General features: G+C 51.9%; 29 protein-coding genes. 21 read left to right on the top strand and 8 right to left on the bottom strand.

Annotated features, from left to right (window positions below; all coding sequences use genetic code 11):
* From M4D81_RS33805 to ppnP, 3 genes are all read left to right on the top strand, one after another.
* Positions 1-243 (top strand): hypothetical protein (locus tag M4D81_RS33805; protein WP_260069576.1); only part of this gene is annotated, 243 nt, incomplete at its 5' end.
* Between the two features lie 231 nt (positions 244-474).
* Complete coding sequence (gene tkt, locus M4D81_RS33800) at positions 475-2,496, top strand: transketolase (RefSeq protein ID WP_260069575.1); 2,022 nt, start codon at positions 475-477, stop codon at positions 2,494-2,496.
* Positions 2,497-2,597: 101 nt separating this feature from the next.
* Complete coding sequence (gene ppnP / locus M4D81_RS33795; RefSeq protein WP_006212330.1) at positions 2,598-2,915, top strand: pyrimidine/purine nucleoside phosphorylase; 318 nt, start codon at positions 2,598-2,600, stop codon at positions 2,913-2,915.
* A gap of 131 nt (positions 2,916-3,046) precedes the next feature.
* Here ppnP and M4D81_RS33790 read toward each other — a convergent pair whose 3' ends face one another.
* Together M4D81_RS33790 and M4D81_RS33785 are read right to left on the bottom strand one after the other, a co-directional pair.
* Positions 3,047-3,973, bottom strand: coding sequence for a copper amine oxidase N-terminal domain-containing protein (locus M4D81_RS33790; RefSeq protein WP_260069574.1), 927 nt, complete (start codon positions 3,971-3,973; stop codon positions 3,047-3,049).
* A gap of 167 nt (positions 3,974-4,140) precedes the next feature.
* Positions 4,141-5,037 (bottom strand): NAD(P)-dependent oxidoreductase, encoded by an 897-nt coding sequence (locus M4D81_RS33785; RefSeq protein WP_260069573.1) that lies wholly within the window; start codon positions 5,035-5,037, stop codon positions 4,141-4,143.
* Between the two features lie 196 nt (positions 5,038-5,233).
* Here M4D81_RS33785 and M4D81_RS33780 point away from each other — a divergent pair, with 196 nt between their 5' ends.
* From M4D81_RS33780 to M4D81_RS33770, 3 genes are all read left to right on the top strand, one after another.
* A complete protein-coding gene (locus M4D81_RS33780) occupies positions 5,234-6,589 on the top strand; it encodes a glucose-6-phosphate isomerase (RefSeq protein WP_071222613.1) in 1,356 nt (451 codons plus the stop codon).
* A 106-nt stretch (positions 6,590-6,695) separates the two neighbouring features.
* Positions 6,696-7,328 (top strand): YigZ family protein, encoded by a 633-nt coding sequence (locus tag M4D81_RS33775; protein ID WP_260069572.1) that lies wholly within the window; start codon positions 6,696-6,698, stop codon positions 7,326-7,328.
* 6 nt (positions 7,329-7,334) lie between these two features.
* Complete coding sequence (locus tag M4D81_RS33770) at positions 7,335-7,928, top strand: TetR/AcrR family transcriptional regulator (protein WP_113061516.1); 594 nt, start codon at positions 7,335-7,337, stop codon at positions 7,926-7,928.
* A gap of 180 nt (positions 7,929-8,108) precedes the next feature.
* On the opposite strand, the gene M4D81_RS33765 is transcribed toward M4D81_RS33770, so the two are convergent.
* The gene (locus tag M4D81_RS33765) at positions 8,109-8,510 is read right to left on the bottom strand and encodes a secondary thiamine-phosphate synthase enzyme YjbQ (RefSeq protein WP_071222616.1); all 402 of its coding nucleotides are present in this window, start codon (positions 8,508-8,510) and stop codon (positions 8,109-8,111) included.
* A gap of 187 nt (positions 8,511-8,697) precedes the next feature.
* Between M4D81_RS33765 and cysT the strand changes: the two genes are divergently transcribed.
* The 4 genes from cysT to M4D81_RS33745 are packed head-to-tail and all read left to right on the top strand — an operon-like array spanning position 8,698 to position 12,467.
* Positions 8,698-9,513, top strand: coding sequence for a sulfate ABC transporter permease subunit CysT (cysT, locus tag M4D81_RS33760; RefSeq protein WP_260069571.1), 816 nt, complete (start codon positions 8,698-8,700; stop codon positions 9,511-9,513).
* A complete protein-coding gene (locus tag M4D81_RS33755) occupies positions 9,510-10,307 on the top strand; it encodes a sulfate ABC transporter permease subunit (RefSeq protein ID WP_071222618.1) in 798 nt (265 codons plus the stop codon). The genes cysT and M4D81_RS33755 overlap by 4 nt, the downstream gene beginning before the upstream one ends.
* A gap of 1 nt (position 10,308) precedes the next feature.
* Complete coding sequence (locus M4D81_RS33750; protein ID WP_194544383.1) at positions 10,309-11,373, top strand: sulfate/molybdate ABC transporter ATP-binding protein; 1,065 nt, start codon at positions 10,309-10,311, stop codon at positions 11,371-11,373.
* 35 nt (positions 11,374-11,408) lie between these two features.
* A complete protein-coding gene (locus M4D81_RS33745) occupies positions 11,409-12,467 on the top strand; it encodes a sulfate ABC transporter substrate-binding protein (RefSeq protein ID WP_260069570.1) in 1,059 nt (352 codons plus the stop codon).
* Positions 12,468-12,689: 222 nt separating this feature from the next.
* On the opposite strand, the gene M4D81_RS33740 is transcribed toward M4D81_RS33745, so the two are convergent.
* A complete protein-coding gene (locus M4D81_RS33740; protein ID WP_260069569.1) occupies positions 12,690-13,256 on the bottom strand; it encodes a GNAT family N-acetyltransferase in 567 nt (188 codons plus the stop codon).
* A gap of 190 nt (positions 13,257-13,446) precedes the next feature.
* Between M4D81_RS33740 and M4D81_RS33735 the strand changes: the two genes are divergently transcribed.
* From M4D81_RS33735 to M4D81_RS33715, 5 genes are all read left to right on the top strand, one after another.
* Entirely contained in the window at positions 13,447-14,733 is a 1,287-nt protein-coding gene (locus tag M4D81_RS33735) for a serpin family protein (protein ID WP_260069568.1), read from the top strand.
* A 112-nt stretch (positions 14,734-14,845) separates the two neighbouring features.
* Complete coding sequence (locus M4D81_RS33730) at positions 14,846-15,874, top strand: TIR domain-containing protein (protein WP_260069577.1); 1,029 nt, start codon at positions 14,846-14,848, stop codon at positions 15,872-15,874.
* Positions 15,871-16,107 (top strand): hypothetical protein, encoded by a 237-nt coding sequence (locus tag M4D81_RS33725; protein WP_071222624.1) that lies wholly within the window; start codon positions 15,871-15,873, stop codon positions 16,105-16,107. The genes M4D81_RS33730 and M4D81_RS33725 overlap by 4 nt, the downstream gene beginning before the upstream one ends.
* 186 nt (positions 16,108-16,293) lie before the next feature.
* Entirely contained in the window at positions 16,294-17,031 is a 738-nt protein-coding gene (locus M4D81_RS33720; protein ID WP_397376857.1) for an MBL fold metallo-hydrolase, read from the top strand.
* A 393-nt stretch (positions 17,032-17,424) separates the two neighbouring features.
* Complete coding sequence (locus M4D81_RS33715; protein ID WP_258394733.1) at positions 17,425-17,559, top strand: hypothetical protein; 135 nt, start codon at positions 17,425-17,427, stop codon at positions 17,557-17,559.
* A gap of 290 nt (positions 17,560-17,849) precedes the next feature.
* Here M4D81_RS33715 and M4D81_RS33710 read toward each other — a convergent pair whose 3' ends face one another.
* Positions 17,850-18,260: a GNAT family N-acetyltransferase gene (locus tag M4D81_RS33710; RefSeq protein ID WP_260069566.1), complete on the bottom strand. Its 411-nt coding sequence runs from the start codon at positions 18,258-18,260 to the stop codon at positions 17,850-17,852.
* Between the two features lie 219 nt (positions 18,261-18,479).
* Here M4D81_RS33710 and M4D81_RS33705 point away from each other — a divergent pair, with 219 nt between their 5' ends.
* Positions 18,480-19,241, top strand: a complete 762-nt coding sequence (locus M4D81_RS33705) for a TioE family transcriptional regulator (protein WP_071222627.1) — start codon at positions 18,480-18,482, stop codon at positions 19,239-19,241.
* A gap of 136 nt (positions 19,242-19,377) precedes the next feature.
* On the opposite strand, the gene M4D81_RS33700 is transcribed toward M4D81_RS33705, so the two are convergent.
* Together M4D81_RS33700 and M4D81_RS33695 are read right to left on the bottom strand one after the other, a co-directional pair.
* Positions 19,378-20,184 (bottom strand): Cof-type HAD-IIB family hydrolase, encoded by an 807-nt coding sequence (locus M4D81_RS33700; RefSeq protein ID WP_260069565.1) that lies wholly within the window; start codon positions 20,182-20,184, stop codon positions 19,378-19,380.
* 38 nt (positions 20,185-20,222) lie between these two features.
* Positions 20,223-21,125 carry a DMT family transporter gene (locus tag M4D81_RS33695; RefSeq protein WP_260069564.1) on the bottom strand — a complete coding sequence of 301 codons (903 nt, stop codon included), beginning with the start codon at positions 21,123-21,125 and terminating at the stop codon, positions 20,223-20,225.
* 287 nt (positions 21,126-21,412) lie between these two features.
* Here M4D81_RS33695 and M4D81_RS33690 point away from each other — a divergent pair, with 287 nt between their 5' ends.
* Positions 21,413-22,126: a metal-dependent hydrolase gene (locus tag M4D81_RS33690; RefSeq protein ID WP_071222630.1), complete on the top strand. Its 714-nt coding sequence runs from the start codon at positions 21,413-21,415 to the stop codon at positions 22,124-22,126.
* Positions 22,127-22,215: 89 nt separating this feature from the next.
* On the opposite strand, the gene lplA is transcribed toward M4D81_RS33690, so the two are convergent.
* Positions 22,216-23,217 (bottom strand): lipoate--protein ligase, encoded by a 1,002-nt coding sequence (lplA, locus tag M4D81_RS33685; RefSeq protein WP_260069563.1) that lies wholly within the window; start codon positions 23,215-23,217, stop codon positions 22,216-22,218.
* 174 nt (positions 23,218-23,391) lie between these two features.
* On the opposite strand from lplA, the gene cobD reads away from it, so the two are divergent.
* The 4 genes from cobD to M4D81_RS33665 all read left to right on the top strand — a co-directional run.
* Positions 23,392-24,516, top strand: coding sequence for a threonine-phosphate decarboxylase CobD (gene cobD / locus M4D81_RS33680; protein ID WP_260069562.1), 1,125 nt, complete (start codon positions 23,392-23,394; stop codon positions 24,514-24,516).
* A gap of 76 nt (positions 24,517-24,592) precedes the next feature.
* Entirely contained in the window at positions 24,593-25,327 is a 735-nt protein-coding gene (locus tag M4D81_RS33675) for an adenosylcobinamide amidohydrolase (protein ID WP_260069561.1), read from the top strand.
* Positions 25,324-26,301 (top strand): adenosylcobinamide-phosphate synthase CbiB, encoded by a 978-nt coding sequence (gene cbiB / locus M4D81_RS33670; RefSeq protein ID WP_260069560.1) that lies wholly within the window; start codon positions 25,324-25,326, stop codon positions 26,299-26,301. The genes M4D81_RS33675 and cbiB overlap by 4 nt, the downstream gene beginning before the upstream one ends.
* Positions 26,292-26,844 (top strand): histidine phosphatase family protein (locus tag M4D81_RS33665; RefSeq protein WP_260069559.1); only part of this gene is annotated, 553 nt, incomplete at its 3' end. The genes cbiB and M4D81_RS33665, both read left to right, overlap by 10 nt.

Raw genomic sequence — 26,844 nt, 5'->3', positions numbered from 1 at the left:
GGCGCAGGGGGACGGCAGCAGCCGGCCCGGGGAGACCGGGCCGGCTCCGGAAGGAGGCTCCTCCATGGATCGCCTCCTCAAAGCCAAAAAACGCGGCACGCGCTGATGTGCCGTCTCACGCTTCGGCCTAAGCTGTCTAATGTGCAGCTTCGGCCGAAGCTTTTTTTATTGTCGAATGAAGTAACTTTTTCCATGCCGCCGATGTCCGTAAAATCGTTTAACGGATGTCGAATCCGGTTATAACCGGACTATTAAGGGAAATAATGCAAGGGGGATGTCGTTCGCCCTGGCGGCTTTTACACAACTTTGACAATTACGTTATGGAAATGAAAGACGTGTGGTGATACAATAAGAGTCAAAATGATATTCTCAACATTCCTAACTGCTCTGATACCATGTGGATCGGGGCTGGAGGGACGTAAGAAGCCTTCATTTTCGAAGCTTACTATGGAAAAGATTTGAGGAGGACGAATCATGACAACTGAACATAACCAAACGATCGACAACCTGTCCATCGCAACGATCCGGACACTGGCGATCGACGCGATCGAAAAAGCCAATTCCGGTCATCCGGGCATGCCGATGGGGTCTGCACCTATGGGCTACCAGCTGTTCGCGAAGACGATGAACCATAACCCGGACCAGCCGGCGTGGATTAACCGCGACCGTTTTGTCTTGTCTGCAGGCCATGGCTCCATGCTGCTCTACAGCCTGCTTCACCTGAGCGGTTATGACTTGTCCATTGAGGATCTCAAACAGTTCCGTCAATGGGGAAGCAAAACCCCGGGTCACCCGGAATTCGGCCACACGGCCGGCGTAGATGCAACGACAGGTCCGCTTGGACAAGGTGTGGCTATGGCTGTAGGTATGGCAATGGCTGAAGCTCATTTGGGCGCGACTTACAATAAAGACGGCTTCAACGTAGTGGATCACTATACGTATGCGATTTGCGGCGACGGTGACATGATGGAGGGCGTGGCTTCCGAGGCAGCTTCCCTGGCAGGTCATTTGAAGCTTGGCAAATTGATCATGTTGTACGATTCCAATGATATCTCCCTTGACGGCGAGCTCAGCCTGGCATTCTCCGAGAACGTAGCGAAGCGCTTTGATGCTTATGGCTGGCAAGTGCTGCGCGTAGAAGACGGTAACGATTTGCCTGCGATCGAGAAAGCGATCGAGGAAGCAAAAGCCGATACGAACCGTCCGACGCTGATCGAAGTGAAGACCGTCATTGGTTACGGCAGCCCGAACAAACAAGGTAAAGGCGGCCATGGCGGTACGCACGGTTCTCCGCTTGGAGCTGATGAAGCGAAGCTGACCAAGGATTTCTATAATTGGGTATATGAAGAGGATTTCTATGTGCCTGAGGAAGTGCGCGAGCATTTCGGCAAAGTGAAAGAGCGCGGCATTGCAGCTTATCAAGCTTGGGTTGATCAATTTGCGAAATACAAAGAAGCTTATCCTGAGCTGGCGGCGCAATTCGAGCGCGGTGAATCCGGCGAATTGGCTGAAGGATGGGACAAAGACCTTCCGAAATACAGCGCGGATGACAAAGCGCTATCCACTCGCGTGGCTTCCGGTAAAGCGCTGAACGGGTTGACTGCAGGCGTACCGCAGCTGCTCGGCGGATCGGCTGACCTGGAAAGCTCCACGATGACTCACTTGAACGACCTGGCCTCTTTCACAGCGAACAGCTACGAAGGCCGCAACGTGTATTATGGTGTTCGTGAATTCGCAATGGCCGGTGCCATGAACGGTATCGCTCTTCATGGCGGACTGAAGATTTTCGGCGGTACGTTCTTCGTATTTACGGATTATCTCCGTCCGGCTGTACGTCTGGCTGCGATCATGAAGCTGCCGGTTACGTATGTACTGACTCATGACAGCATCGCTGTCGGTGAAGACGGTCCTACGCATGAACCGATTGAACAATTGGCTTCCCTGCGCATCATTCCAGGCCTGACGGTGATCCGTCCTGCGGATGCCAACGAAACTTCCGCGGCATGGGCTTATGCGGTTGAGAACACAGACCGTCCGGTAGCGCTGGTGCTGACTCGACAGAATCTGCCGATCCTTGCAGGCACGGCGGATCATGCACGCGAGGGCATCAAACGCGGCGCTTATGTTGTATCCGATGCGAAGGATGGCAACGTACAAGCTCAAATCATTGCAACGGGTTCCGAGGTTCAGCTTGCCGTTAAAGCACAAGCAGTGTTGGCTGAAGAAGGAATCGCCGTACGCGTCATCAGCATGCCGAGCTGGGATCTGTTCGACAGCCAGGATCAGGCATACAAAGATTCCGTGCTGCTTCCTGACGTAAAAGCCCGTCTGGCTATTGAAATGGCTCATCCGTTCGGATGGGAGCGTTATGTCGGAGACAAAGGCGACATCCTGGGCATCAACACATTTGGCGCTTCGGCTCCTGGCGACCGCGTCATTGCCGAATACGGATTTACCGTTGAGAACGTGGTTAGCCGCGTAAAAGGCTTGCTGTAATCCAAGCGGATCTAACTCTATATTGATTTTCCGGCACCCGCATCATGCGGGTGCCGTCCATATATCAAGCCATAACGATGTTGGAGGAGGAGAGTTTGTCGATGTCACAATTTAAGAATGCTACCGTTACAAAGGCAGCCAACGTTTACTATGAGGGGAAGGTAACCAGCCGTACGGTGCTGCTGGAGAATGGCGAGAAGGTAACGCTCGGTATCATGCTTCCGGGAAGCTATGAATTCGGAACGGATGGCCCTGAGATTATGGAGATTTTGTCCGGCGATTTGCGCGTTCTGCTGCCTGGAGAGCAGGAGTGGTTAGAGATTCAAGGGTCTGCGACCTTTAACGTTCCGGGCAATTCAAGCTTTAAGCTGGAAATCCGCACCGTGACGGATTATTGCTGCTCTTATCCAACCATGTAATAGATGAAATGTTGCATGTGATTTCGTGTCCGTAAATACAAAACAAAAAGGCTCAAAGCCGTTGGCTTTGAACCCTTATTGTCAATGCAGGATATCAACGCATGCCGTTAACGTTGGTTGCTATAATGGACTTATTCCTCCGGGATCGTCACGATCTCGCCTTTATATCCGGGAGCCCGGTTATCAAGCTCTACGTATCCTTCGCTCCATTCCTGATTACGGTCGAGCAGTTTGTAGCTGGTGACGCCGGAAGGATAACGGAATGCGAATTCAGCTACAGTCCAGTTTCTGGCATCCGGCTGCTTACCGATCTCGGCTTGAACCGGGGGCAGGAAGAACAGGTTCTGATTCGCAGCCGCTTTGGCGGAGTAATCCAGCTTGCCTTGCCATTTCAAATATTTGACGCCACCCTGGATCTCGTAATATTCGGCGATGTCGTTATCGACCAGGAAGAAGCGATTGGATTTGCCTCTTGGAAAATAATAATCCACGCCCTGCATTTCCACAGGGAGCATTTCCAGCTCAGGTTTCTGCAGTTGGGATGAATAAGGCAGCTTGGCTGCAGCATTCCGGGCGGTGGCCAGATCGGAGCTCTTTAAGTCAGCGAGCATAGCGGCATCTGCTTTGTTGATATAAGCCGTCTTGAGAGAACCGTTCCAGTTGATGTCGGCATCAAAAGCTTGGGCTACGGCCCTCAGGGGAATCATGGTCTTGCCTTTATGGAGCAGCGGGGCTGCAGGCAGCGTCTTCTGAACTCCGTTTACTTCCATGTGGGTGCTTCCCGCCATGAGAATCACCGTTCGGTGGTCACCCTGAATCGTCACCTGTTTCTTGCTGTTGTCGTACTTCATGACGTAGTTACCCAGCGGTTTGAGATCGGTAAGGGTAACAAAGGTGGTGCCCTGCCTGATCAGCACGTCACCGCTTGCGGTAACATTGTTAATCGAAGCGGTTGGTTTGGCTGCGGCAGAAGCAGGTGTACCGGCTATTGCAGGAGACAGAACAGCGGTTAGTATGACAGCAGCTGCCATTGCTTTTAATCTTTTGGTCCATTTCATGTTGTAATTCCTCCCTTTGCATAGTAGACGGAAGTGAAATGCAAAAAGTTTCTTTCCGAGAGGGAAATGATGGAATGACCAAAAAAATAGCTCCTTCCTCCTGGTCCGGATGAACCGAAAACCAGCAAGAAGGAGCCATTATAAGATTTAGCACGGCTTGTTTGTTATTACTGCTGTTGTTCGCCGATCTTCTGGCCGATCCAGGCCTCATAGCATTTCACGACAGCGGAAAGATCCTCTTCGCCATAACCTTCGCTGGCACCGGCTTGGAACAGGCTCTTGGCCAGATTCAGCATAGGGGAAGGCATTCCGATGCCATCGGTGAGCGAGGAGGCCAGCTTGAGGTCCTTGAGCATGAGCGCAAGCGAGAACTGGTTGCTGAAGTCGCCCTCGATAATTTTGCGTCCCTTCAGCTCAGCCGCTTTGCTGCCGGCTGATCCCAGCTGCACGAGCTCCAGGAAGTTGTCAGCGGGAATGCCTGATTTCGCCGCGATGGCGAAGCCTTCGGCAAGGGCCAGATTGTTAATGCCCACGATGGTATTATGCGCAAGCTTCGCGACAGCGCCGCTTCCGTTAGGTCCCATGTGGATGACTTTTTTGCCCAGGGTGCCAAATACGTCCGCATGAGCTTCGATGACCGCGGCATCACCGCCAACCATGAAGACCAAGGTTCCATCCATCGCTGCAGGCTTGCTGCCGGTTACCGGGGCATCCAGGAAGGAAGCGCCGAGACCGGATACGGCGGAAGCAATTTCCTTGACAAGGCTCTCGGAGATCGTGCTGCAGTCAATGACGGTCATCCCGCTCGTCAGGGAGCCGAGCAGACCATTCTCTCCATAGAATACATCGCGGATGGATTGGTCGTTGCTTACCATTGTAATGACAAGATCTTGTCCATCAGCCGCTTCACGAGGCGTCTCCGCAATGGAGGCTCCCTGTTCGGCGAGCGGACGGCATTTTTCGTGGGTGCGGTTATACACGGTCACATCGTAATCCTGCTTCAGCAGATTGGAGGCCATGGGAGCGCCCATGGTGCCCAGTCCGATAAACCCGATTTTTTTCATAGCTATATCACCTTCGATTATGGATTCCTGATCCACTCTATCTTAGCATGGGTTCCTGAAACGAAGCCAGCGTTTGTGAGGAATGGAAGCGGTAAGGAGATCCGCGCATGAAGAATAGATGACAGTTGGCCCGTGAAACTTGCGGTCTTTATTAAATTAAAGTATCCTATTTCTAAATTCACAGGAGGTTTAAGGCATGTCTAAAAAAATCAAGTTTGATTACAGTAAAGCACTGACTTTTGTCAATCAGCACGAAGTTGATTATTTCGCTGAGCCGATCCGCACAGCTCATGAACAGTTACATAACGGTACGGGAGCCGGCTCCGATTATCTGGGCTGGATCGACCTGCCGACGCAGTATGATAAAGAAGAATTCTCGCGCATCCAGAAAGCGGCTGCCAAAATCCAAAACGATTCGGACGTCCTGATCGTTATCGGAATCGGAGGCTCCTATCTCGGGGCACGCGCGGCCATCGAAATGCTCTCGCACTCGTTCTATAATGAGCTGTCGAAGGACCAGCGCAAGACACCGGAAATCTATTTTGCGGGTAACAACATTAGCTCCACTTATGTGACTCACCTGCTTCAATTGATTGAAGGCAAGGACTTCTCCGTCAACGTCATCTCCAAATCCGGCACAACGACAGAGCCGGCTATCGCATTCCGTATTTTCCGTGCGGAACTGGAGAAGAAATACGGCAAAGAAGAAGCTCGCAAACGCATTTACGCTACGACGGATCAATCGAAGGGCGCCCTTAAGAAGCTGGCTACCGAAGAAGGCTACGAGTCCTTTATCATCCCTGACGATGTGGGCGGACGTTACTCCGTGCTGACAGCGGTCGGTCTGCTTCCGATTGCTACGGCAGGCATCAACATTGAAGAAATGATGCAAGGCGCGGCTGACGCATCCAAGGAATACAGCAGCCCGAACGTAGCCGAGAACGAAGCTTACCAATATGCGGCGGTTCGTAACGCGCTTTACCGTAAAGGCAAAGGCATCGAGATCCTCGTGAACTACGAGCCTTCCCTGCATTTTGTATCGGAATGGTGGAAGCAGCTTTACGGCGAGAGTGAAGGCAAGGATTACAAGGGGATTTACCCGGCATCCGTCGATTTCTCTACGGATCTGCACTCCATGGGTCAATTTATCCAGGAAGGCAGCCGCAACATCTTCGAAACGGTCATTCAGGTGGAGAACGTATCCGAGCATATTACGATCGAATCGGATCCGGACGATCTGGACGGCTTGAACTTCCTGACCGGGAAAACATTGGATTTTGTTAACAAAAAGGCCTTCCAAGGCACGATGCTGGCCCATACAGACGGACAAGTTCCGAATTTGATTGTGACAATTCCAGATTTCACTCCCTATTCGTTCGGATATCTGGTATACTTTTTCGAAAAGGCCTGCGGTATCAGCGGCTATCTGTTGGGTGTCAACCCGTTTGACCAACCGGGCGTAGAGGCGTACAAGAAAAATATGTTCGCACTGCTCGGCAAACCTGGGTATGAGAAAGAGAAGGCCGAATTGGAAGCTAGACTTTCCGAATAACCTGACACTTTCATTGGATTAGACGTAAGACGCTGAAGGAAGCAGTCCGCTGGCATATCATTGCCGTGGACTGCTTTCTTGGCAATATAGAGGTGGTTGTAGTTTCATGCTGGATCGTTACAAAACGGTACGTCAGGCGGGCTCCAAAGAGATCGTCATCAAGAAATCGCGTTTCATCGGGCATGTGATGCCGGTTGAAACCGAAGAGGAAGCCGTCGCTTTTATTGAAGAGATCAAGAAAAAACATTGGAATGCTACCCATAACTGTTCCGCTTATATGATCGGCGAGCGGGATGAGATTCAGAAGCAATCGGACGACGGGGAACCGAGCGGAACGGCTGGTAAGCCAATTCTCGAGGTGATCCGCAATCAGGGGCGGAAGAATGTAGCCATTGTGGTCACGCGTTATTTTGGCGGCATTATGCTGGGTGCGGGCGGATTGATCCGGGCGTACACCGACGGAGCCGTGGCTGCGATTGAGTCAGGCGATCCGATTACAAGGGTTCTTCATCGGGAGATTTTCGTGGAGCTGGATTATACCTGGCTGGGTAAAGTGGAGAACGAGCTACGCAACCGAGACGTTCGTATGGGAGAGACAAACTTTGCCGACACGGTGACCTTGACCTGCTTGCCGCTCGATGGTGATGCGGAGAGCTTTATGTCTTGGATGGTGGATTTGACACAGGGGCAGTCCCTGATCACAGAGGGAGAGCGGCTTTATTTTATTGAAGGGGAATAAAATAATATGGCAAGAAGAGCAGTCGAACGCGAGTTGTCGAGAGAGCGGATACTGGAAGCAGCCAGGCATTTGTTCATAACCAAAGGATACAGGGCCATATCGATGCGAAGCATCGGGCAGCATCTGGGTTATAGCCACGGCTCCTTGTATTATCATTTTAAGGAAAAGGCGGAGCTTTTCTACGCCATTGTCATGAAGGACTTTAATGATCTAAGTGATTTGCTGTTGGAAGTCTCGGGAAAGCCTCCCTGTGACGGGGTATCGAAGCTGGAGCAGCTGATGCTGGAATTCGTTCGTTTCGGTCTGGATAATCCTTACCAGTACGAAATCATGTTCATGATTCGGGACGAAGAGCTGCTGTCCTACTGTCGCTCTGAGCAGGGACGCTGTTTTGAAATGTTTGCTATGCTGGTCCGTCAGTATTTGCTTGAGGAGAATTACAGTGAGGAAGAACGGCGAACCGTTCCGTTGACTTTGTTTTTGTCGCTGCATGGATTTATATCGTATTATATTCAGGACAGAATTGGTTTTGATGAGATTAAACCAGCCGCTCTTACCCATATCAAAGTGTTATGCCGGAGTTTGTACAGCAGGGTCTGATGTTTAAATACGGTCAAAACGCGCAGCTTGATGCTTCAATCCGTTACAACGATCTAGCGTTGAAACGTCAATCACCTAATGAATAAAACACAGACAGGTTCACGCCCCCTAGCATGTGCCTGTCTGCTTTTTGTGTTGTTATACATACGCTGGCGTCAACATAACATCTTATTTGAGGGATCATCCTTCCATGATCTTCACATGATATTGGCGCTGCCGCGGTCCGTCGAATTCGCAGAAATAAATGCCCTGCCAACGTCCGAGGAGCAGGTGCCCGTTCTGAATAATCACGGTCTGGGAAGGGCCGCAGGTGATCGATTTGAGGTGGGAAGCGGTGTTGCCCTCCGCATGGCGATACTTGGGATGATTCCAAGGATAGACCTCATCGAGCGACATCAGGACGTCCCGTTTCACATCAGGATCCGCATTCTCATTGATGGCAATCCCCGCCGTCGTATGCGGGCAGTAGATCAGGACCGTTCCCTGCTGGACCCCGCTTTGTTTCACATAGGAGTGGATCTCCCTTGTAATATCCCTCATCTCATCTCGACCTTGCGTATCCAATTCACCGGTATACAGCATGTAGATACCTCCTCATTATTTGCCATTTCTTTTATTTTACCCGATAAAGTGCAAAAGATGGATTGACGATGGGATTCAGCTTTTGGTAAAGTATGTGTAAAGAAAACCAAGTATACAAATAGGAAATATAAAGATGGTTTGCGAAAGTGTCGACCGGAATGCCATCCGGAGGCGGGAGGGATACGAGATGACAACATGGATTCGTCATAAAGGTTGGACTTGGGGGTTTCGAAGTACCGTACTGCTTTATTTTCTTGCCTTGATCGTACTGCCGATCTTTGGGGTATATGTGCAATCATTCTCTGCAGGATGGAGTCATTTTACGGAGAGCATTATGGATCCGATAGCATGGAAGGCTGTGCTGCTTACCATCAAGCTGGGCGTCATCTCTACTTTCATCAACGTGCTTATCGGAACGATGATTGCATGGGTGCTTATCCGATATAAGTTTCCGGGAAGGACGCTGCTGAACAGTCTGGTCGACCTGCCCTTTGCACTGCCGACAGCCGTTGGCGGTCTGATGATATTGCTGCTGCTGGGCCCCGGGAGCTTTCTCGGTGGTTTGGCAGAGAAATTGGGTTTTGAAATTGTATTCCACCAGCCCGCGATTGTGATAGCGATGATGTTTGTCACGTTTCCGTTTGTCATCCGTGCGGTTCAGCCGCTGCTGGAGGAGCTCGACCCGCTGGAGGAAGAAGCGGCTTATACGATGGGAGCTTCCAGGACGAGAACTTTTTTTAAAGTCATCCTGCCGTCGATGCTGCCCGGGATTATCAGCGGAGGAATGCTGGCATTCTCAAGGGCATTAGCCGAATTCGGGGCCGTTGTCTTGGTGGCCGGCAACATTCCGGGAAGAACACTTATTGCCTCGGTTTTTATTTTTGGTGAGGTCGAGAGCGATAATCCTGCTGGAGCAGCTGCGGTATCTATTCTGCTCCTTACCCTCTCTTTCATCATCCTCTGGGTGATCAATGCCGTACAGCAGAGGGGGAGACGAATTTGAGACGTCTGTGGATCGGACTTACGTACGCTGTATTTATTATTCTGCTAATCATCCCCCTGTCCCGAATTGCGATCGGTGCGTTTGATAAAGGGCTGAGCGGGTTTGCCGAAGGTTTGTTCAGGCCGGAAGCCTTGCATGCCCTGATGATGACGGGGCTTATAGTGGTATTCGTAACGTTCTTCAATGCGTTGTTTGGCATCATGATGGCGTTGTACCTGGTACGGGCGAATTGGCTGAGCCGAAAGATCAAGGGCATTCTGAACAGCATTGTCGATCTGCCCTATGCGGTATCGCCGGTCATTGGCGGTTTGATGATTGTCCTGCTGCTCGGACCCGACAGCATCATCGGCGGTTTTTTTGAAGGGATCGGGTTTAAAGTGGTGTATGCTTTCCCAGGTATGGTAATCGCCACACTGTTCGTCACGTTTCCGCTCATGGTTCGTGAGGTCATGCCTGTATTGCAGGAAATTGGAAATGATCAGGAACAGGCGGCAGCGACGCTGGGGGCTTACGAATGGACAACGTTCCGAAAGGTAACATGGCCTTCCATCCGGTGGGCTGTCGTATATGGCCTGGTACTCACGGTAGCCCGTTCATTGGGCGAGTTTGGTGCGGTGCTGGTGGTGTCCGGTAATATCATGAATAAAACTCAGACGGCGACAACGTTAGTATACCAGGATGTGGAGAATTTTAACGTGGCTGCGGCGAATGGCGTCGCATTGGTATTGGCTGCCTTCTCGGTAGGACTCTTGCTGCTGATGGAATGGGCCAAAAAAAGAAAGGATGTGCATTGATATGCATGTGGAGGTTCGCGATCTGAACAAGCATTTTGGTACGTTTCATGCCGTCAAGGATGTCAGCTTCGAGATTGAGAAGGGACATCTGATTGGACTTCTGGGGCCCAGCGGAGGCGGCAAAACCTCCATCCTGCGCATGCTGGCCGGGCTTGAGAATCCGGACTCCGGGCAAATCTCCTTTCATGGCCAAGTGGTCAATGATCTGCCGCCGCAGGAGCGCGGCATCGGCTTTGTATTCCAGAACTATGCCTTGTTTAAGCATATGACCGTGTTTGATAACATCGCTTTCGGCTTGAAGGTGAAGAAGACTCCCAAGGCGATAATCAGGGACCGGGTAATGGAATTGGTGGAGCTGACCGGCTTAAAAGGTTTCGAGAGCCGCTATCCGCACCAGTTATCGGGCGGACAGCGTCAGCGAGTAGCCTTTGCCAGAGCGCTGGCACCCGAACCGCAGCTGCTCTTATTGGATGAACCGTTCGCTGCCATCGATGCGAAGATCCGCCAGGAGCTGCGCTCCTGGCTTCGCGAGCTGATCGAGCGGGTCGGCATTACATCGATATTTGTTACGCATGACCAGGATGAGGCGATTGAAGTCGCCGACGAAATTATGATTATTAATCAGGGACGCGTTGAGCAGAAGGGGACGCCTTGGGATATTTACAAGGAGCCGAAGACGCCGTTTGTCGCTTCATTCATAGGGGAATCCACCGTGATTTCGAGCGCGGCCGAGCTGAAGGGATTTGAAGCAGCGGCTAACAAGAATGCGACGCGTGCGCTGATTCGTCCGGAATACATCGAGATTGGAAGCAAGCATGATTTCAGCGTGTTGTCCGCAACGGAGACGGGGATCGTCCGTCATCTGCATTTCCGCGGCAGCGAATGGCTGGTGGAGGTGGAGGTTAAGGGACATAAGCTGATCACCTACCGTTCACTGGAGAAGGAAACGCTGTATCCGGGTCAAGAGGTCCGGGTCCTCGTTCACCGGGCTTATCTCTTTAATGAAGAGCACAGCTGGATCGAGGAGAATCGACTGAAGGTCGACCCGATGCCAATTATGATCTGATGGTTCTAAATATCCGAAGGGAAGTGGATTCATTCATGCGGATCTTAAATATGAAACGCACCTCATTCCTGCTGGTTGGCATGGCGCTTCTCTTCAGTTTTTTTATGGCAGGATGCGCCAGTGATCCGCCGGATCGCGAAGAAGTGATATCCCGAGCGGGAGAGAGAACGATCGTTCTGGGCGCGTACAGCGTGGCCAGAGATGCCCTGTCCGAGATCATCCCTGCTTTTCAAGCGCAGTGGAAGGAGCAGACGGGAGAAACCATTCGGTTTCAGGAATCCTACGAGGCTTCCGGAACACAAGCTCGTGCCATCACGGGCGGATTTGAGGCCGACGTAACGCTGCTTGCCATGGAAGGTGATGTCGACAAGCTGGTTCGGGAAGGGCTTGTGGACCCGGAATGGAAATCTCAGCCGTATAACGGCATGGTGACACGATCGATAGTCGTTCTCGGCACCCGCGAGGGAAATCCGAAAGGAATACGGGATTTCGACGATCTGACCCGATCGGACGTCAAGGTGCTGTATCCGAATCCGAAGACATCGGGCGGCGCCCAGTGGGACATTAACGCAATCTACGGCGCGGGGCTGAAACAATCGGAAGAGAACGGAAAGCGTGACCCTGCCGAAGCGAAAGCCTTCCTTGAAGCGGTTCACCGCAATGTGGAATCGCTCGATAAAAGCGGGCGGGCTTCCATGGCTGCTTTTGAATACGGGGTCGGCGACGTAATCGTCACGTATGAGAACGAGCTGCTCGCCCGGATTGCTCAAGGCGTCCAGTATGATATCGTTGTGCCGCAGCACACGATGCTGATCGAGAATCCGGCTGCAGTCGTCGAGCGTTTCGCTGAAAAACACGGCACGCTGGATGTATCGGCAGCTTTCGTAGAGTACTTGCGCACGCCGGAGGCGCAGAGCATATTTGTGAAGTATGGGTTCCGTCCAGTTGAAGAATCGGTGTTTGAACAGACGAAGGATCAGTTTTCCAATCCGCCGGGGTTATTCGATATCGAGTATCTGGGTGGATGGGATCAGGTGCGCGAGGCGCTGTATTCCAAGCGCGGAGTCTGGTATCAGGTGCTGGCCGGTCTATGATGCTCGCGGCAAACGGGAGCGATTGAGGGTTCATGAGGGGCAGTCGCGTGCTGAACTGCGTTTCGCAAATGACCCGTCAATCAAAAAAGAATGAAAGCGAGCCGTCCAGGATCTCCTGGCCGGCTCTTATTTGTATATATTGAACATTAAACAATGATCTGAATAACGCCTCATGTACTGGGAAGTTTCCATGTAAACGGATGGTGCCGTACAATCTTTGCCCTACACGCTCAATTTCCACGCTTCCCATTCTTCGCGCAGAATGCCCATGCGAATGGAATCGTAGTAGACGCCCTCGTAATATCTGCACTTTCGCATACGGCCTTCGAGCTGCATGCCAACCTTCTCTGCGCAGCGCATCATTCTCGGGTTGCCGGACCAGGTGGTGATGCCGACACGAGCGATGGTGAGATTTTGAAACAGGTATTCCACCCACAGCGACAGCGCTTCCGTGCCGTATCCGCCGCTCCAATGGCTCGGATCGTATATCAGGATGCCCGCTTCCAGCCAGCGTGAGGCTTCATGCTCCCAATAGAACGTGACGATGCCAATCGTCTTTCCCTCTGCTTCGATGAGCAAATCACTCGGAAATTGATCGGTTTCGAAGTCGGCATTCCACTGCGTTTCAAATATTTCGTAGGAAATCGGCTTGAGCGGGAAATAAGGAGCGTCGTATTTTTTCCATTCCGGATTCTTCTTGCCATAGATCAGATTATATAGAACCGGGGTATCCTCGGGTTTCCTGGATCTTAGCGTCACTTTGCTGCCTTCAAGGCGAATTTTTTGCATATGTAGAAATTCCTTTCGCTCTGTATTTCTGTACATGCTTAAGTACGGTCCGGGTTCTCTACATTGTAACGGTGAACAAGTTGGTTGCCAACTGAATTTGGATAAATGATCCTTTATATGAAACATTAGGTGACATTATTCCGTCAATAGCAGATAGACAAGGAATTTGAGATTGAAGGGGGACAAGGTTATGCGAAAAAGAATGGTACTCTCGGGCCTATGTTTACTTATGGGGCTTACCGCTTGCGCTCAGGGCAGCGATATCCAGTCAGGGGAACCGCAAGCGATTGTAGATAAGCTTAAGCTGCCCAAAGTGAAGGAATTGTCGGCTGAGGAACGTAAAGAGGTATTGACCAAGATTGATACCGGCATGGTGGAAGCGCAGAATGATTTTGGCTTACGATTGCATCAGGCGTTAGCGAATAACCCGGAGTACAAAAGTGATAATCTGATTATTTCCCCGTATAGCGTTACGCAAGCTTTGGCACTGGCCTATAACGGGACAGCGGGCGGTACGGCCGCCGAGATGTCCGACGTACTTGGTTGGAAGGGCATGAATGTGGCTGATATCAACGATGGGAACCGCCAGCTGCGATCATTGCTGGAGAACGGGGGAGGCGTCGTGCTGAATGTGGCCAATTCCGTTTGGCACCAGCCAGGCCTTGAGATGAAGAAGACGTATTTGCAGGCCGTTAAGGATAGCTATCGTGCTGAAGTTAAGGAGGCCGACTTGATGCATGCCGATGCCATGGATGCCATAAACCAGTGGGTGAACGACAAGACGAGCGGCATGATTCCTTCGATATATGATAAGCCACCGGGCGGCGTTGCGGTTCTGATCAATGCCATATATTTTAACGGCGGGTGGATGGATGAATTTGATCCGGCGAAAACCGTGGATGAAGAATTCACGCTTTCTGACGGCACCACTCAAAAAATTCCGATGATGAAGCGGGAAGGGCAATACAGTTACAAAGAAGGGGAGTCCTGGCAGGCGATCCGCATCCCTTATGGAGATGGCCGCATGCATATGCTGGTCGTCCTGCCGAAGGAATCCTCATCCATGGATGAGCTGCAGCAGCAGTTGTGGAAGGATGCGTCCTTCTGGAAAGGTGATTTCCCGCATGAGACCATCCAGCTTGGGCTGCCCAAATTTAAGGTGGAACAGACCTTCGAGCTCCCGCGTGCGCTTCAAAGTTTGGGGATGATTCAGGCATTCGACAGGGATGCAGCTGATTTTAGCGCCATGGCTGCCGATGGAGAGAAATTTTGGATTGACAAGGTAAAACACAAAACGGTGGTGGATGTCAGTGAGAAGGGCACAGAGGCCGCTGCGATCACAGCGGTTGGGGTCGAGACAGGAGCCGTTCAGCCTACCGAGCCGATCGTCATGAATGTTGACCGCCCTTTTTTCTTTGCCATTGAAGATCGGGACACGGGCACATGGTTATTTATGGGGTCTGTTTTGAAACCTTAGCATATACTATACCAACATGCGCCTGCCATAATTTTCACCCAAAAATAGGCAACTTTGTTATAATGGTCGAATAAGACTAAAATGTATAACAAAGGGAGAATAGGATGTGCCTATGACCATACCGAAGCCGAATTTATTCATAGGCTCTTCCAGAGAGGCCATCAAGTATGCAAGGGCGATCCACGAACAGCTCAAACGGTCCGCCCAAGTGACACCGTGGTACGGCGGAACGTTCGGGGCGAACCTGTATACGATGGAAGCTTTGGAGAAGCAGCTGGCGTCCAGTGATTTTGGTGTGTTCGTCTTTTCTCCGGATGATGTGGCACTCATTCGAGGCAAACATGTATTTGTTACCCGCGACAACACGCTGTTCGAGATGGGGCTGTATTGGGGAAGGCTCGGGCGGCGAAGGGTGTACTGCATCATCCCGGATCAGGTGGAGGCAGACAGCAGCTCCGTTCAAGACGTGATTGTTAAGGATTACCATCTACTCTCCGACCTGCAGGGCTTAACGCTGCTCGAATACGAACTGCGAAGCGATGACGATTACAAATCAGCCGTCGATGTCGCTTGCGGGCATATTCTGAGTGCGATCGAAACCGAAGGGTTCTACAACAACCCGAGCACCGTGATTGAGCAGAAGGATGCGGAGCTGAGGCGCAAGCAAAGTGTGCTGCATTTTTTCTGGGAATATAATCGAAATGTGCGTGTGACGGATGAATCGGAAAAATATCATGCACTGAGTGAAGCTGTCCGAAACTCCTTGCTCCCGCCGGCTGCAGGGGATTTCAGAGTGACCGGCGCCGCCTTCTGGGGCCGAAGAGATGAAGGCATTGCCCAAATTGGGGGTAATGTAGGTAGAGGACGGTATTTCCCGTTCGATGGGAGTAAGGAACATACGCCAAGTAACCAGTCGATTTACGTGATAGATGTCTATAATAGTGGAAAATGGGCATTTTATCACGAAGAGGAAGTTGCGCAGGTGTATGTGTTCTGCTATCCTTTAGGTGTAAATCATGTATTGTCCGTGCATTTTACGGGACATGAGATTCTTACGGATGAAGATCTCGCGGAGGTTGTAGAACAGAATCGTGAGCTGCTTCGTACCATCAGGCATTTAGTTGGAGGGGATTCGTCGTGAGCAGGAATGAGAAGAAGAGAACGTCAGGTCATCCGCAGGGGTCCGCCAATGGCAGCAGCTGGGTGGTTCGGGGACCCGTACCGATGATGAGTACGCTGAAATCCCGGAAGCGCTCGGTCAGACGCCCAAGCAAGAACAGTGTATATGTTGGTCCTTCTGTGGAAGGTGTAGATAAGAAATACGTCAAGGTCATCAGCGGAGCTGTTGACGATAATAAGCCCTCATTTGCTTAATGAATTGCTATGATACCGTTTAAGACGAAAGACCGTTCGGGATGATCCGGGCGGTCTTTGTTTTTTCTTGGTGCGCTTATACAATATAGGGACAAGGTTTACGCAAACAAGAACAAATCTATAAACACAAATGGGGGATGTCATGTGAGCGGGGATACATTGACTTTTTTGGGAACAGGAGATGCCATGGGCGTTCCGCGGGTATATTGCGATTGTGAGGTATGCACGGAAGCCCGGAATACGGGGATCAATCGGCGTTTGCGCTCTGCCGTTATGGTGGAGTGCGATGAAACGTGCTTCATGATCGACTGCGGCCCGGATTGGCGCTCCATGATGGAGGAGCTGGGAAAGCGGAAGATGAGCGATATGCTGATTACGCACGCCCACTTTGATCATATCGGCGGTCTTCCGGAATGGAGCGATGCCTGCAGATGGCAGAGGGAAAAGGGACGGTTATACGCACCTGCCGAGGTGCTGGAGCAGATTGTAAGGCAGTATCCATGGCTCCCGCGACAGATGGAGATGACGCCAGTCGATGATGGATTTTCACTGGGCGGCTGGGAGATTTCCTGCTGGAAGGTAAACCATGGACAGAACGGATATTCTTATGCATACCGGTTTCAGAAGGACGGGTACATCTGGGTATACAATTCCGACTCGATTAATCTGAGCCCTGCGGAAAAGGAACCGCTGAATGGCGTGGATTTGCTGGTCCTCGGAACCAGCTTTGTTCATGAAACCGCCAAATTTGAGACGCGCTCCGTCTATGACATGAAGGAAGCGGCAGAGCTGCTCGCCGAGGTGAAGCCTCGCCAAACGGTGTATACCCATATGTCTCATGACGTCGACGTTCGGAAGGAGCTGCCTCTTCCGGAGGAAGTCCGCGTGGCGAGGACAGGGATGACCGTGAGTCTAAGCAAGTGAAAAAAATATGATGGACTCGATACGGATGCATACAGCGCCGATTACAATGCAACCTGGGCTAAAGATGTGAACTTGGCTAGATAGGCACTGGGAGAGATCCAAAAGACAGCTAATAACATTATCCGCGAGATCGATCACTTGAACAGAGAACGTATCCAGGAAGTTATTAAAGAGAAATCATTCCTGGTATGGATGTAGTTATAGAAGTAGCCGTAGGGTTCTATGAAATGAGACGAGCCAAAGGTCCTCGATAAGTCCAATGTAGTTGAACTCCCAAAAACTAATCCAGGGCCAGAACTAGAAAGATAAATACCCTGATTATGGTATAATAGAGAAGACAAAGTAACCGGTGGGATGTTGACACGGCGAAGCTACCCGAAAGGGGGTGACGCTGTGTCACTTGATCTTTTGGTGAAGATTCTGGATGTGCTACTAAAAGTGGTTGGTATTTTTGCTGGCCTGAAGACTTTGCATGGTAGCGGAAAACAGAAGAAAACACGTAAAGACAAGAAAAACCACCGGCGATAGGTTGGCTCCCTAACCGGTGGTTTTTCATTTCGTATGAATCTCTCGCCGTGGGTAGCCCACTGGCCTTTGTTAAAAGTCACGATGTATCGAGCATCGTGACTTTTATTATTTTACGCTTCCTATATATTGATTATACCACAATAGAAACAATCCGGAACAGCCGTTTCATGAGTCAATATTGATTTATCAACAATTCGAGGACTATTTGAATAATGAAAGAAAGCGAGATGCAGCGGAACCAATTCGCAGCCCAGTGAGATGCCATACACAGGTTTGAAGGCCCCGCTCTCTTACACAGACCTGGCCATGCCGTATCGATCAGGGTACAGCAGCTTGAAGCCGGCATGTTGGTACAGCTTGATTCCGGGCACGTCGGTGATGACGGTGACTTCGGCTCCGCTTGGCGCTATTTTTTTCAGGCGGGAGAGCAGTTCGGACACGATCATCTCTTCAACCCCTTGATCAAGGTGGGAGGCCGCAACCATAATGTCCACCAGTTGAAAATAGAAAGCACCATCGCCTACGACCCTTCCCATCCCGATCAGCCGGTCATTGTCGTCTCTGGCCAGAAGGGACAGCACGCTGCGGTTTAGCGCCGTCGCTATGGCCGAAATCTCAACCTCAGGCAGCCCTGTAACTGCTTTTAGATCCATGTATTCTTGATTCTGTGGAAACTCCTCGGTTATGTTCACGTTCATCATAATCGCCTCCCGCGGATAATATTAAGTTTATCTTGCCTCTACACCACTCAATATACAACATTGATGCAAGTGAGAAGATGTCTTGCAGCGGATCCAACCAAGCCGAGGACATCATTCAACAGACATTCTCAGAGAACTTTAATGTTTTAATTTAAGGTTTGCCAATGGCTTGCGATTCTGGTAAAGTAGGTTCTCAATCGTGATTGGGGAGGGAACGGCATGCATTACTACAAGCCGAAAGATATCGCCAAAGAGCTGCAAATCAGCACGAGTGCTTTAAGGCATTATGAATCTTGGGGAGTGGTACCCCCTCCTGCCCGGAACGAGAAGGGCTACCGTTTATACACGCAAATGCATATGGCCTACTTCCGTTGTCTGCGCGCCATGTTTCCGGGCTTTGGTTACGCGGTTACTTATGATGTGATTCGCCACATTCAGAAGAGGGAGATGGATGAAGCCCTCTGGCTCGTGAACGGGGAGCAGGTCAAACTGCTGCAGGAAAAAAATATTGCGGATGAAACGCTAGCCTTGCTGGAGAATCCCGAACTTAACATCATCAAGGATAAAAAGCTCAAACCCCATATGACAATCGGCGAGGTCGCCGAACTGACCAACGTGGAATCGTCCGCCATCCGTCACTGGGAGAAGGAAGGCTTGATCACCCCGGATCGAAACCCCGAGAATGGATATCGGCTGTACACCCCGTCGCAAGTCAGGCAGATTTTGCTGATCCGCTCGCTCAGGCGGACCGTATATTACTTGGAGAGCATCAAGGAGATTATTCAGGCCGTGGAGCATCAGAGCATTGAGCAGGCCCAAAAAATGGTTCGCGAAGCGTTGTCCGTTATCCATCAACGGAATCTGCAGCAATACAACGGCATTCATAAATTGATGGAGCTCTGCATGGAGGTAGGCCTGCTGGAGTTCAACGATGCGGCGCTTTTGAAGCCGATTCTAACATTTAACCCGGATCGGGAATGACGGACAGGCCGCGACGGCTTTGCGCCATCCCAGGTGAGCGGTTAGGGAACGCACTGGCTGCGTTTTTTAAAGGGCATGAACAAGCCCCCATGGATACCATGGAGGCTTATTTGCGCAGATTTATTTGTTCCGGATATTAACCTTGGTTGAGCACGAATTTATCAATGATATGTTTCACGCCGTCTTCGTTATTCCCAAGCGTAACGTAATCGGCAATCGCCTTAAGCGGCTCGATCGCATTGCCCATGGCGACGCCAAGACCGGCGGCTTCCAGCATCTCGTGATCGTTCCAGGAATCGCCGACAGCGATGGTTTCCTTGAGATCGCAGCCGAAATGATCGGCCAGGAAGGTGAGCGCATGTCCCTTCGTGCCTTCCTTATGCATAAACTCCAGAAAATGCGGTTTGGATTTGGTAATGTGCATGTCATCGCCCAGCAGCTCACGGAATACAGGGATCAGTTCATCCAGATAGTCCGGATCGTCAATGATGAGCATTTTCGGGGTCGGTTGCTGAACCATTTTCATAAAATCAGGCTCGATGTAATACGGCGTCCGGTTCAGGGCGCAGTAATCGATCAGCTTCTGATTCTCTTCACGGGCATACAGCTTGTCATCGATGTAGGTTTGCAGATGGAGATTGTGCTCTACGCAGTATTCATACAGCTTCACGGCTGCATCGACGGGTACGAAGCGTTCGTAGAGAACCTTCTCGTCGAGCAGATTTTTAATCAGGGCACCCTGGTAGGTGATGATGGGAACGTTGAGTCCGGTTTGACGCGCAATAGCTTGAGCGGACGCATAGGCACGCCCGGTTGCCAGTGTCACAACGACACCGTGGGCTACGGCTTGCTCAAGCGCCTGCTGGACGCCGGGGGTTACTTCCTTGTCGTCATTGATCAGGGTATCGTCAATGTCGATGGCCATCAATTTGTAAGTTGTCATGGGTATCTCTCCTTTTGTTTCTGTCTCTGTCTTTAACTCTATTGTACCTTCTGTGGCGCAGACTTCAATTCCGCAATCATCATTCCTGCCAAAATGCATAGACAACCGATGCCGCCGATGAGCGTAAGCCGCTCTCCCGCGAACAGGATTCCGGTCAGCGCGGCGAATACCGGCTCCGTTGCATAGATGATGGCCACTCTGGACGGCGTCGTATATTTTTGACAGACGGTTTGGATCCAGAAGGCGAATGCGCTGGTAGGTCCGATGGATACAGCCAGCGCCCACAGCACGTTCGGCTGGGTCAGCTTCCCTATCAGGTCGGTCACATTGCCGACATGCTCGGTTAGCGCAGATGCCGCTAAGCTCAATATCCCCACGACAGCCATCTGGAGCGCCGCCAGCAGCAAAGAGGGATATCGGCCGGCATAAACGCCCGTGTAACCGATATGGAGCGCAAAACCGATGGCGCAAACGAGCACCAGCAAATCCCCTTTATTCAGGCTCATGCCGGATCCGGTGAAGGTAAGCAGATACAGCCCTGCCACGGCAAGCAAGGCGCTGATCCAGGTGAATTTGGAGATGGAGTGCCTTAGCAGGACATAGGATATGAAAGGGACCAGCACGACGGACAAGCCGGTAATAAAGCCTGTATTGGACGTGGTGGTGTACAGAAGGCCCGCGGTTTGAAAGGCGTACCCTATAAATAAAAAAAGACCCAGCAGGCAAGCATGCAGCAGCATTTTGACGGATATTAGCTTCCACTGGCTCCGGTAAAAGAGGGTGATGATCCATGCAAGGAGCAGGGCCGCTCCCAGAAAGCGGACCGAATTGAAAGCCATCGGCGGGAGCACGCGGACCGCATGCTGAACGATGAGGAACGTAGATCCCCACATCATGGCCACCAGAAGCAGGCTGAGATCGGCAATTCGTGAGCGATTCACTCGGTAGTCATCCTTTCTTGAAGATGTGAAACTCCTGATGAGATTCCCGTACATTCGTTCCCGGTCGTAACCTTGGGCAAGTTATCAAATTGTATCCCATATCAGAGAATCGGACAACCATTTTTAGGCCTAACCCAAGTGGAAGGGGTAGACAAAAAGAGGATGATTTTGCTATACTAATGAACCGAACGTACATTCTCATGACCCTGGGCTATCGGACGTGAAGGTCGGCAAGCGATCCATCGATCCCTTAGTCAGCATTGAGCTTAGAAAGGAAGATTGTCATCATGATGGGCAGAGCTCATTTGATTATTAGCACAGGGGTCACGTTATCCGTCATGGGCATGAGCGGAGTGCCTGTCACATTGCCGGCTGCCGCAGTGGCTTTGGTTAGCGCGCTGCTTCCCGATATTGACGAGCCCAACTCTCTGCTGGTGCGCAAGGCGATTCCTTCCGGGTTGCTGCGAATCCTACAGCTGGCCATGATCGGCGCAGCCATCTTTGTTGTCTTCTACGGCAAGGAGTATGCCCCCTGGAACATCGCCCTGGCCGGACTGATCGGAGTGGTTTCGTACCTGCCAAGCCGGACCCTGCGCCATATCGTCATGTTCCTGATCGGTCTCGGACTGATATCCTTCGGGCAGGGCTTCAGCCCATGGAACACGATCGCAGGCAGCGTGCTTATTGCAGGCTCCTTGGTGACCCACCGGGGGTTAACCCATACCGTCTATGCCGCTGCCGGATGGACGGGCCTATTGTATTTTGCATCGCAGGGTAAGATCGGCGGGGAAAGCCTATGGTTTGCCGGCGGTTTATCCTACTCCATTCATTTGCTTGCAGATGCATTGACCAATCGCGGAATCCGCCCGCTTCCTCCGTTCAAATGGAGAATTAAACTGAAAATCATGAGCACCGGAAGCAAATGGGGACGCACGGTAGAGAATGCCTGCATTGTGTTAACGCTGGTCCTCGTTTGGTATGTGTTTATGGCCTCCTCTTGATCCGAGGTATACCTGTTTGAAATGAAAAAGCCTCCCACCCTTGTGCATGCAGCATACGGGCGGGAGGCTTATTTAATACGAGCCGGCTCCTATTCCTCTAGGAAAATCAAGCCGATCAGATCGTCGAGCTCAAGGTTGCCGAAGTAAAACTTGACGTCGATGCCGGATAACGCGGTGCGCACCGCTGTTTCTTCATACCGTTTGCCGCGAAGCAGGTTCTCGATATCAGCGACATCGCCGACGCCGAAGAAGTCGCCGTAAATCTTGATCTCTCCGATATGTCCTTCACGGATGTCCATTCGGATATCGATAATGCCCACCGGGAACTTCTTGGCATGCTTCACGTTGCTTTCAGGGGATAGCCCATAGTTCCAATCCCAGTTCTGGTAGCGTTCCTTCGAGATCTGGTTGATCATCTCCCAGTCCTTCTCTTGAAGGACATATTGCGGTACTTGATCCGGCTCCATACCGAAAATCGAGCGAAGCAGCTCGGCGCGGAACTGTTCAATCGTCATATCCGAGCCAAGCAGCTCCTTGATGTTCGCCACGCGGCTGCGGACGGATTTGGTGCTCTTGGATTTGAATTTTTCCGGATTGGCATTCAGCGAGGCTTGGACATCATCCAGGTTCAGGTCAAACATGAGCGTGCCGTGGCTGAACATGCGTCCGCGCGTCGAGAACTGCGCGTTCCCCGAAATTTTCTTCTCGCCGACCTGCAGGTCATTCCGGCCGCTAAGCTCGGCGGGCACGCCCATCTTTTGCAGGAAGTCGATAACCGGCTGCGTGAACTTCAGGAAGTTGTGGAAGGACTGTCCGTCATCCTTCGTAATGAAGCTGAAGTTCAGGTTGCCGAGATCATGGTATACGGCTCCGCCCCCGGACAGCCGGCGCACAACCTGAATGTTGTTGTCACGAACGTATTCCTGGTTGATCTCTTCGATCGTATTCTGATGCTTTCCGATAATAATGGAAGGCTTGTTGATATAAAAAAGAAGGTAGCTCTCGTCCATGGACAAGTGTTTCAAGGCATATTCTTCAATCGCTAGGTTAATGGAAGGATCGTGGATCCCCTGATTATCGATAAATAGCATAGCATCCTCCGTCGTCACAAATCAAAATGTGGTGCTTCCAGACTATTGTAAACCAATTTTAAGGCAGAGACAAAGCATTCCATGTTGACGAGGCAGGGACGGTAGCGACATAATGATGGCATTACATAACGGCAGGGCTTGCAAGAGCCAGGACATGGAACAGGAGGAGCCCTTATGAATGACAAAAAACAACCCTTGATCGAGGTGTATGGCCACGGAGGAGACGTGGAGACGGCTGCTGCCGCATTCGGAAGGCAAGCCTCGGCTTTCCTGGATTACAGCGCCAATATTAACCCGCTCGGACCGCCGCAAGGGGTTATTACGGCCTTGCAAGAGGGAATGAGTGCGGTCATTCGTTATCCGGATCCGGGACACCGCAGGTTCAAGGAGCGGCTCGCAGCTGAGTTAGGCACCGATACCAGACGAATCCTTGTCGGCAACGGAGCGGCAGAGTGCATGGCGCTATTGTTGATGGGTCTGACGCCAGGGATTGTGGGCGTGGTTGACCCGTGTTTTTCCGAATATCGGGAATTGTCCTTGAAATTTGGTTCGGACATCCGCTCCGTGTGCGGGCATCCGGAGAGGGACTGGCGTGCAGACAAGGCGGATGTGATGGAACTGCTGGCTCGTACGGATCTCGTGTTTTTGGGCCAGCCCAACAATCCGAATGGGGTTCAATACAGCCTGGAGGATATTCGTGAAATAGCGGTATGCGCAGAGCAAGAAGGGACCTGGCTGGTGCTGGATGAAGCCTTCATCGATTTCATTCCGCCGGAGGACAGACAGACCTTGATGCCGGAGCTGCAGGACTATCCACGGACGGTCATTGTCCGGTCAATGACCAAGTTTTATGCGATTCCGGGCCTGCGGCTCGGATATACGGTCGCGCATCCCGACGTGATACGCAAGATGGCAGGCAAACAGGTGACGTGGAGCGTCAATGGACTGGCGCTGCTTGCCGGAGAGGCTTGTCTTGGCAGCGGCAGGGAATATGAACTGGATACGCTGCAATTGATTCGCGCAGAGCGCGAGAAGCTGATACGGGGGTTACAAGCGCTGGAGCTTGACGTTACGCCGGGAGAGGCTAATTTTCTACTCATGGAGCTTCCGCGGCCATGGAGTGCTGAGAAGTTTCAGTCGGAGATGGGCAGACGCGGCGTGCTTGTCCGCAGCTGCGCCATGTACCCGGGCCTTGGTGAGCGTCATATCCGGCTAGCCGTTAAGGATGCCGGAGCTAATGACAGGCTGCTGGCCATAACCGCGGAGGTCCTTGGAAATCCTTCTGCTGGCGTGACATAGGGATGTCTAGCAGCAGATCTATAGGAAGAACGCTACAGTTGGTTCAGATATTTAAGGAGCAGGGAGAGAAAAAAACATGGCAGTACCTTTTCTGAAAGGCAACACGCGTCTGTATTGCTCGGATGCATGGCCGGGAGCCACAGTGTACTTGGAATCGGAGCGGCAGCATCCGCATATCCGGATCTCGCTTCCGGAGCCGGCTGCGTCCATAAGCAGCGCCATATACGGCGGCGGATTTCTGCATTTGGATCATATCGTAAACCGTTATGTGGACAAGCATTACGATTGCAGCGACCCTGTGAACGATATGGTTAACTTTATGGCTGTTCACGGTTATCCGACTGAATCCACAGCTGGATTGATGACAGCGGTAAAACTGAAGTATGCCTCTATTCGGGAAGAGCGGATTGAACAAGCCTCCATCCTGTGCTGCACCACCGCCGGCGTGGGCAATGCAGCCCGTGCCGGGTCGAGTCGTACGACCTTTGCCGCTTATCAGCCGGGCACGATTAATATCATGTTGATGGTGGACGGGATGATGACGCCGGCTTGCATGGTGAACGCGATGCTGACGGCGACGGAAGCGAAAGCCGCTGCGCTGCATGATCTTGGCGTGAGGGATCATGAGACCGGAGGCGTTGCGACCGGAACGACAACGGACGCGATGGTCCTTGGGGTCAGCGGCAATGCAGCGTATGGCGTGAACCACCATTATGCCGGAACCGCAACCGATCTGGGCGGCATGATCGGCCGTCTTGTCTACGAGAGTGTTATGGAAAGCATTATTACCGAAAGAGAGGACCGGATATGACCGTCGTATGGGTCATTTGGGCAGCGGTCGTGCTGGACCTGCTGATCGGAGATCCGAGATGGCTTCCCCATCCTGTCATCGGTATGGGGAAAGCCATTCGCCGGGTTGAAGGCTGGATACGCCAACGGGCGACTACCGCTCAGAGCCTGAAGCGAGCGGGCATTCTGCTGCCGGTGATCGTTGCCGGCGGATCCTTCGTGCTGGCATGGCTGCTGCTGGAGCTGTGCGGAGCGATTCATCCTTGGCTAGCGTGGGGAGTAGAGATCGTGCTTATTGCGACTACGATTGCCATTAAAGGGCTGCGTGAAGCCGGATTGGAGGTCTACGGCCATCTTCGCTCCGGGAATATCGCGGAGGCCAGACGCTCGCTCAGCATGGTTGTCGGAAGAGACACCGGTCATCTGGATGAGCCGGAGATCGTGCGGGGAACGGTGGAGACGGTTGCGGAGAATATCGTGGATGCGGTCATCGCTCCGTTGTTTTTTGCCCTGATCGGGGGAGCGCCGCTGGCGATGGCCTACCGGGCCGTGAATACGCTCGACTCCATGGTCGGATATAAAAACGACAAATACCAGCATATCGGCTGGGCATCCGCAAGGCTGGACGATATCGCCAATTGGATACCGGCACGTCTGACGGCAGGACTGTTGACCATGGTGGCTGCCATGTTGTCGCTGCAATGGAAAAAAGCGATCAAAATGGTCAGAAGGGATGCGCGAAAGCACCCCAGTCCGAACAGCGGCTTCCCGGAATCGGCCGTGGCCGGTGCGCTGGGGGTTCGTTTGGGAGGCGAGAATTCCTATCAAGGCGTGATCTCGTTCCGGGCTTATATGGGGGATCCCGAACGCCCGCTTGAAGCGGAGCATATTCGGGTGACAAACCGTCTGCTGCTGGGCGTATCGGTATTATTTACGTTGCTGGGTACCCTGGTGCTTGGACTTGTTGCCGCAGCCGGAGGAAGCCTATGGATATGAGGATCAAGCTGCATCTGGTCCGCCACGGCCGCACGTTGTGGAACGAGGAACGCCGTTATCTCGGTCACGAGGATCAGGGAATTCTGATGGAAGGAAGACAGCAGCTCCTCCCGCTGCGGGATAGGTTTTTTATCGGGCAGTTTGTTCGGATCTATTGCAGTGATCTCCTTCGATGCAGGCAGACGCTGAATGTTATCCTATCGGACTCCAAAATGGCTGCTATTCCTGATGATGAAGTTTTGGGCAGAATTATACCGGGCGTCGTGTATGATCCGCGGCTGCGCGAGCTCGATTTCGGAGATTGGGAAGGGAAAACCTACGAGGATTTGAAGTCGGATATCTCTTATCGGCGCTGGATTGATAACCCTGCAGAAGTCACGCCGCCGAATGGGGAGAGCTGGGAAGCGTTCCGTTCCCGGGTTCAGACATTCTTGACCGGAATGTATTTGGATTTAAAGGAACTGTTGCATGTAGAGGAAGATCCGGATACCCTTGTGCAGGCAGAGGCAGAGGCAGAGGCAGAGGCAGAGGCAGAGGCAGAGG

The sequence above is a fragment of the Paenibacillus sp. p3-SID867 genome, from assembly GCF_025142895.1.
In the GTDB taxonomy this organism is placed as follows: Bacteria; Bacillota; Bacilli; order Paenibacillales; family Paenibacillaceae; genus Paenibacillus_AQ.
This window is presented reverse-complemented; position numbering and strand designations above follow the sequence as displayed.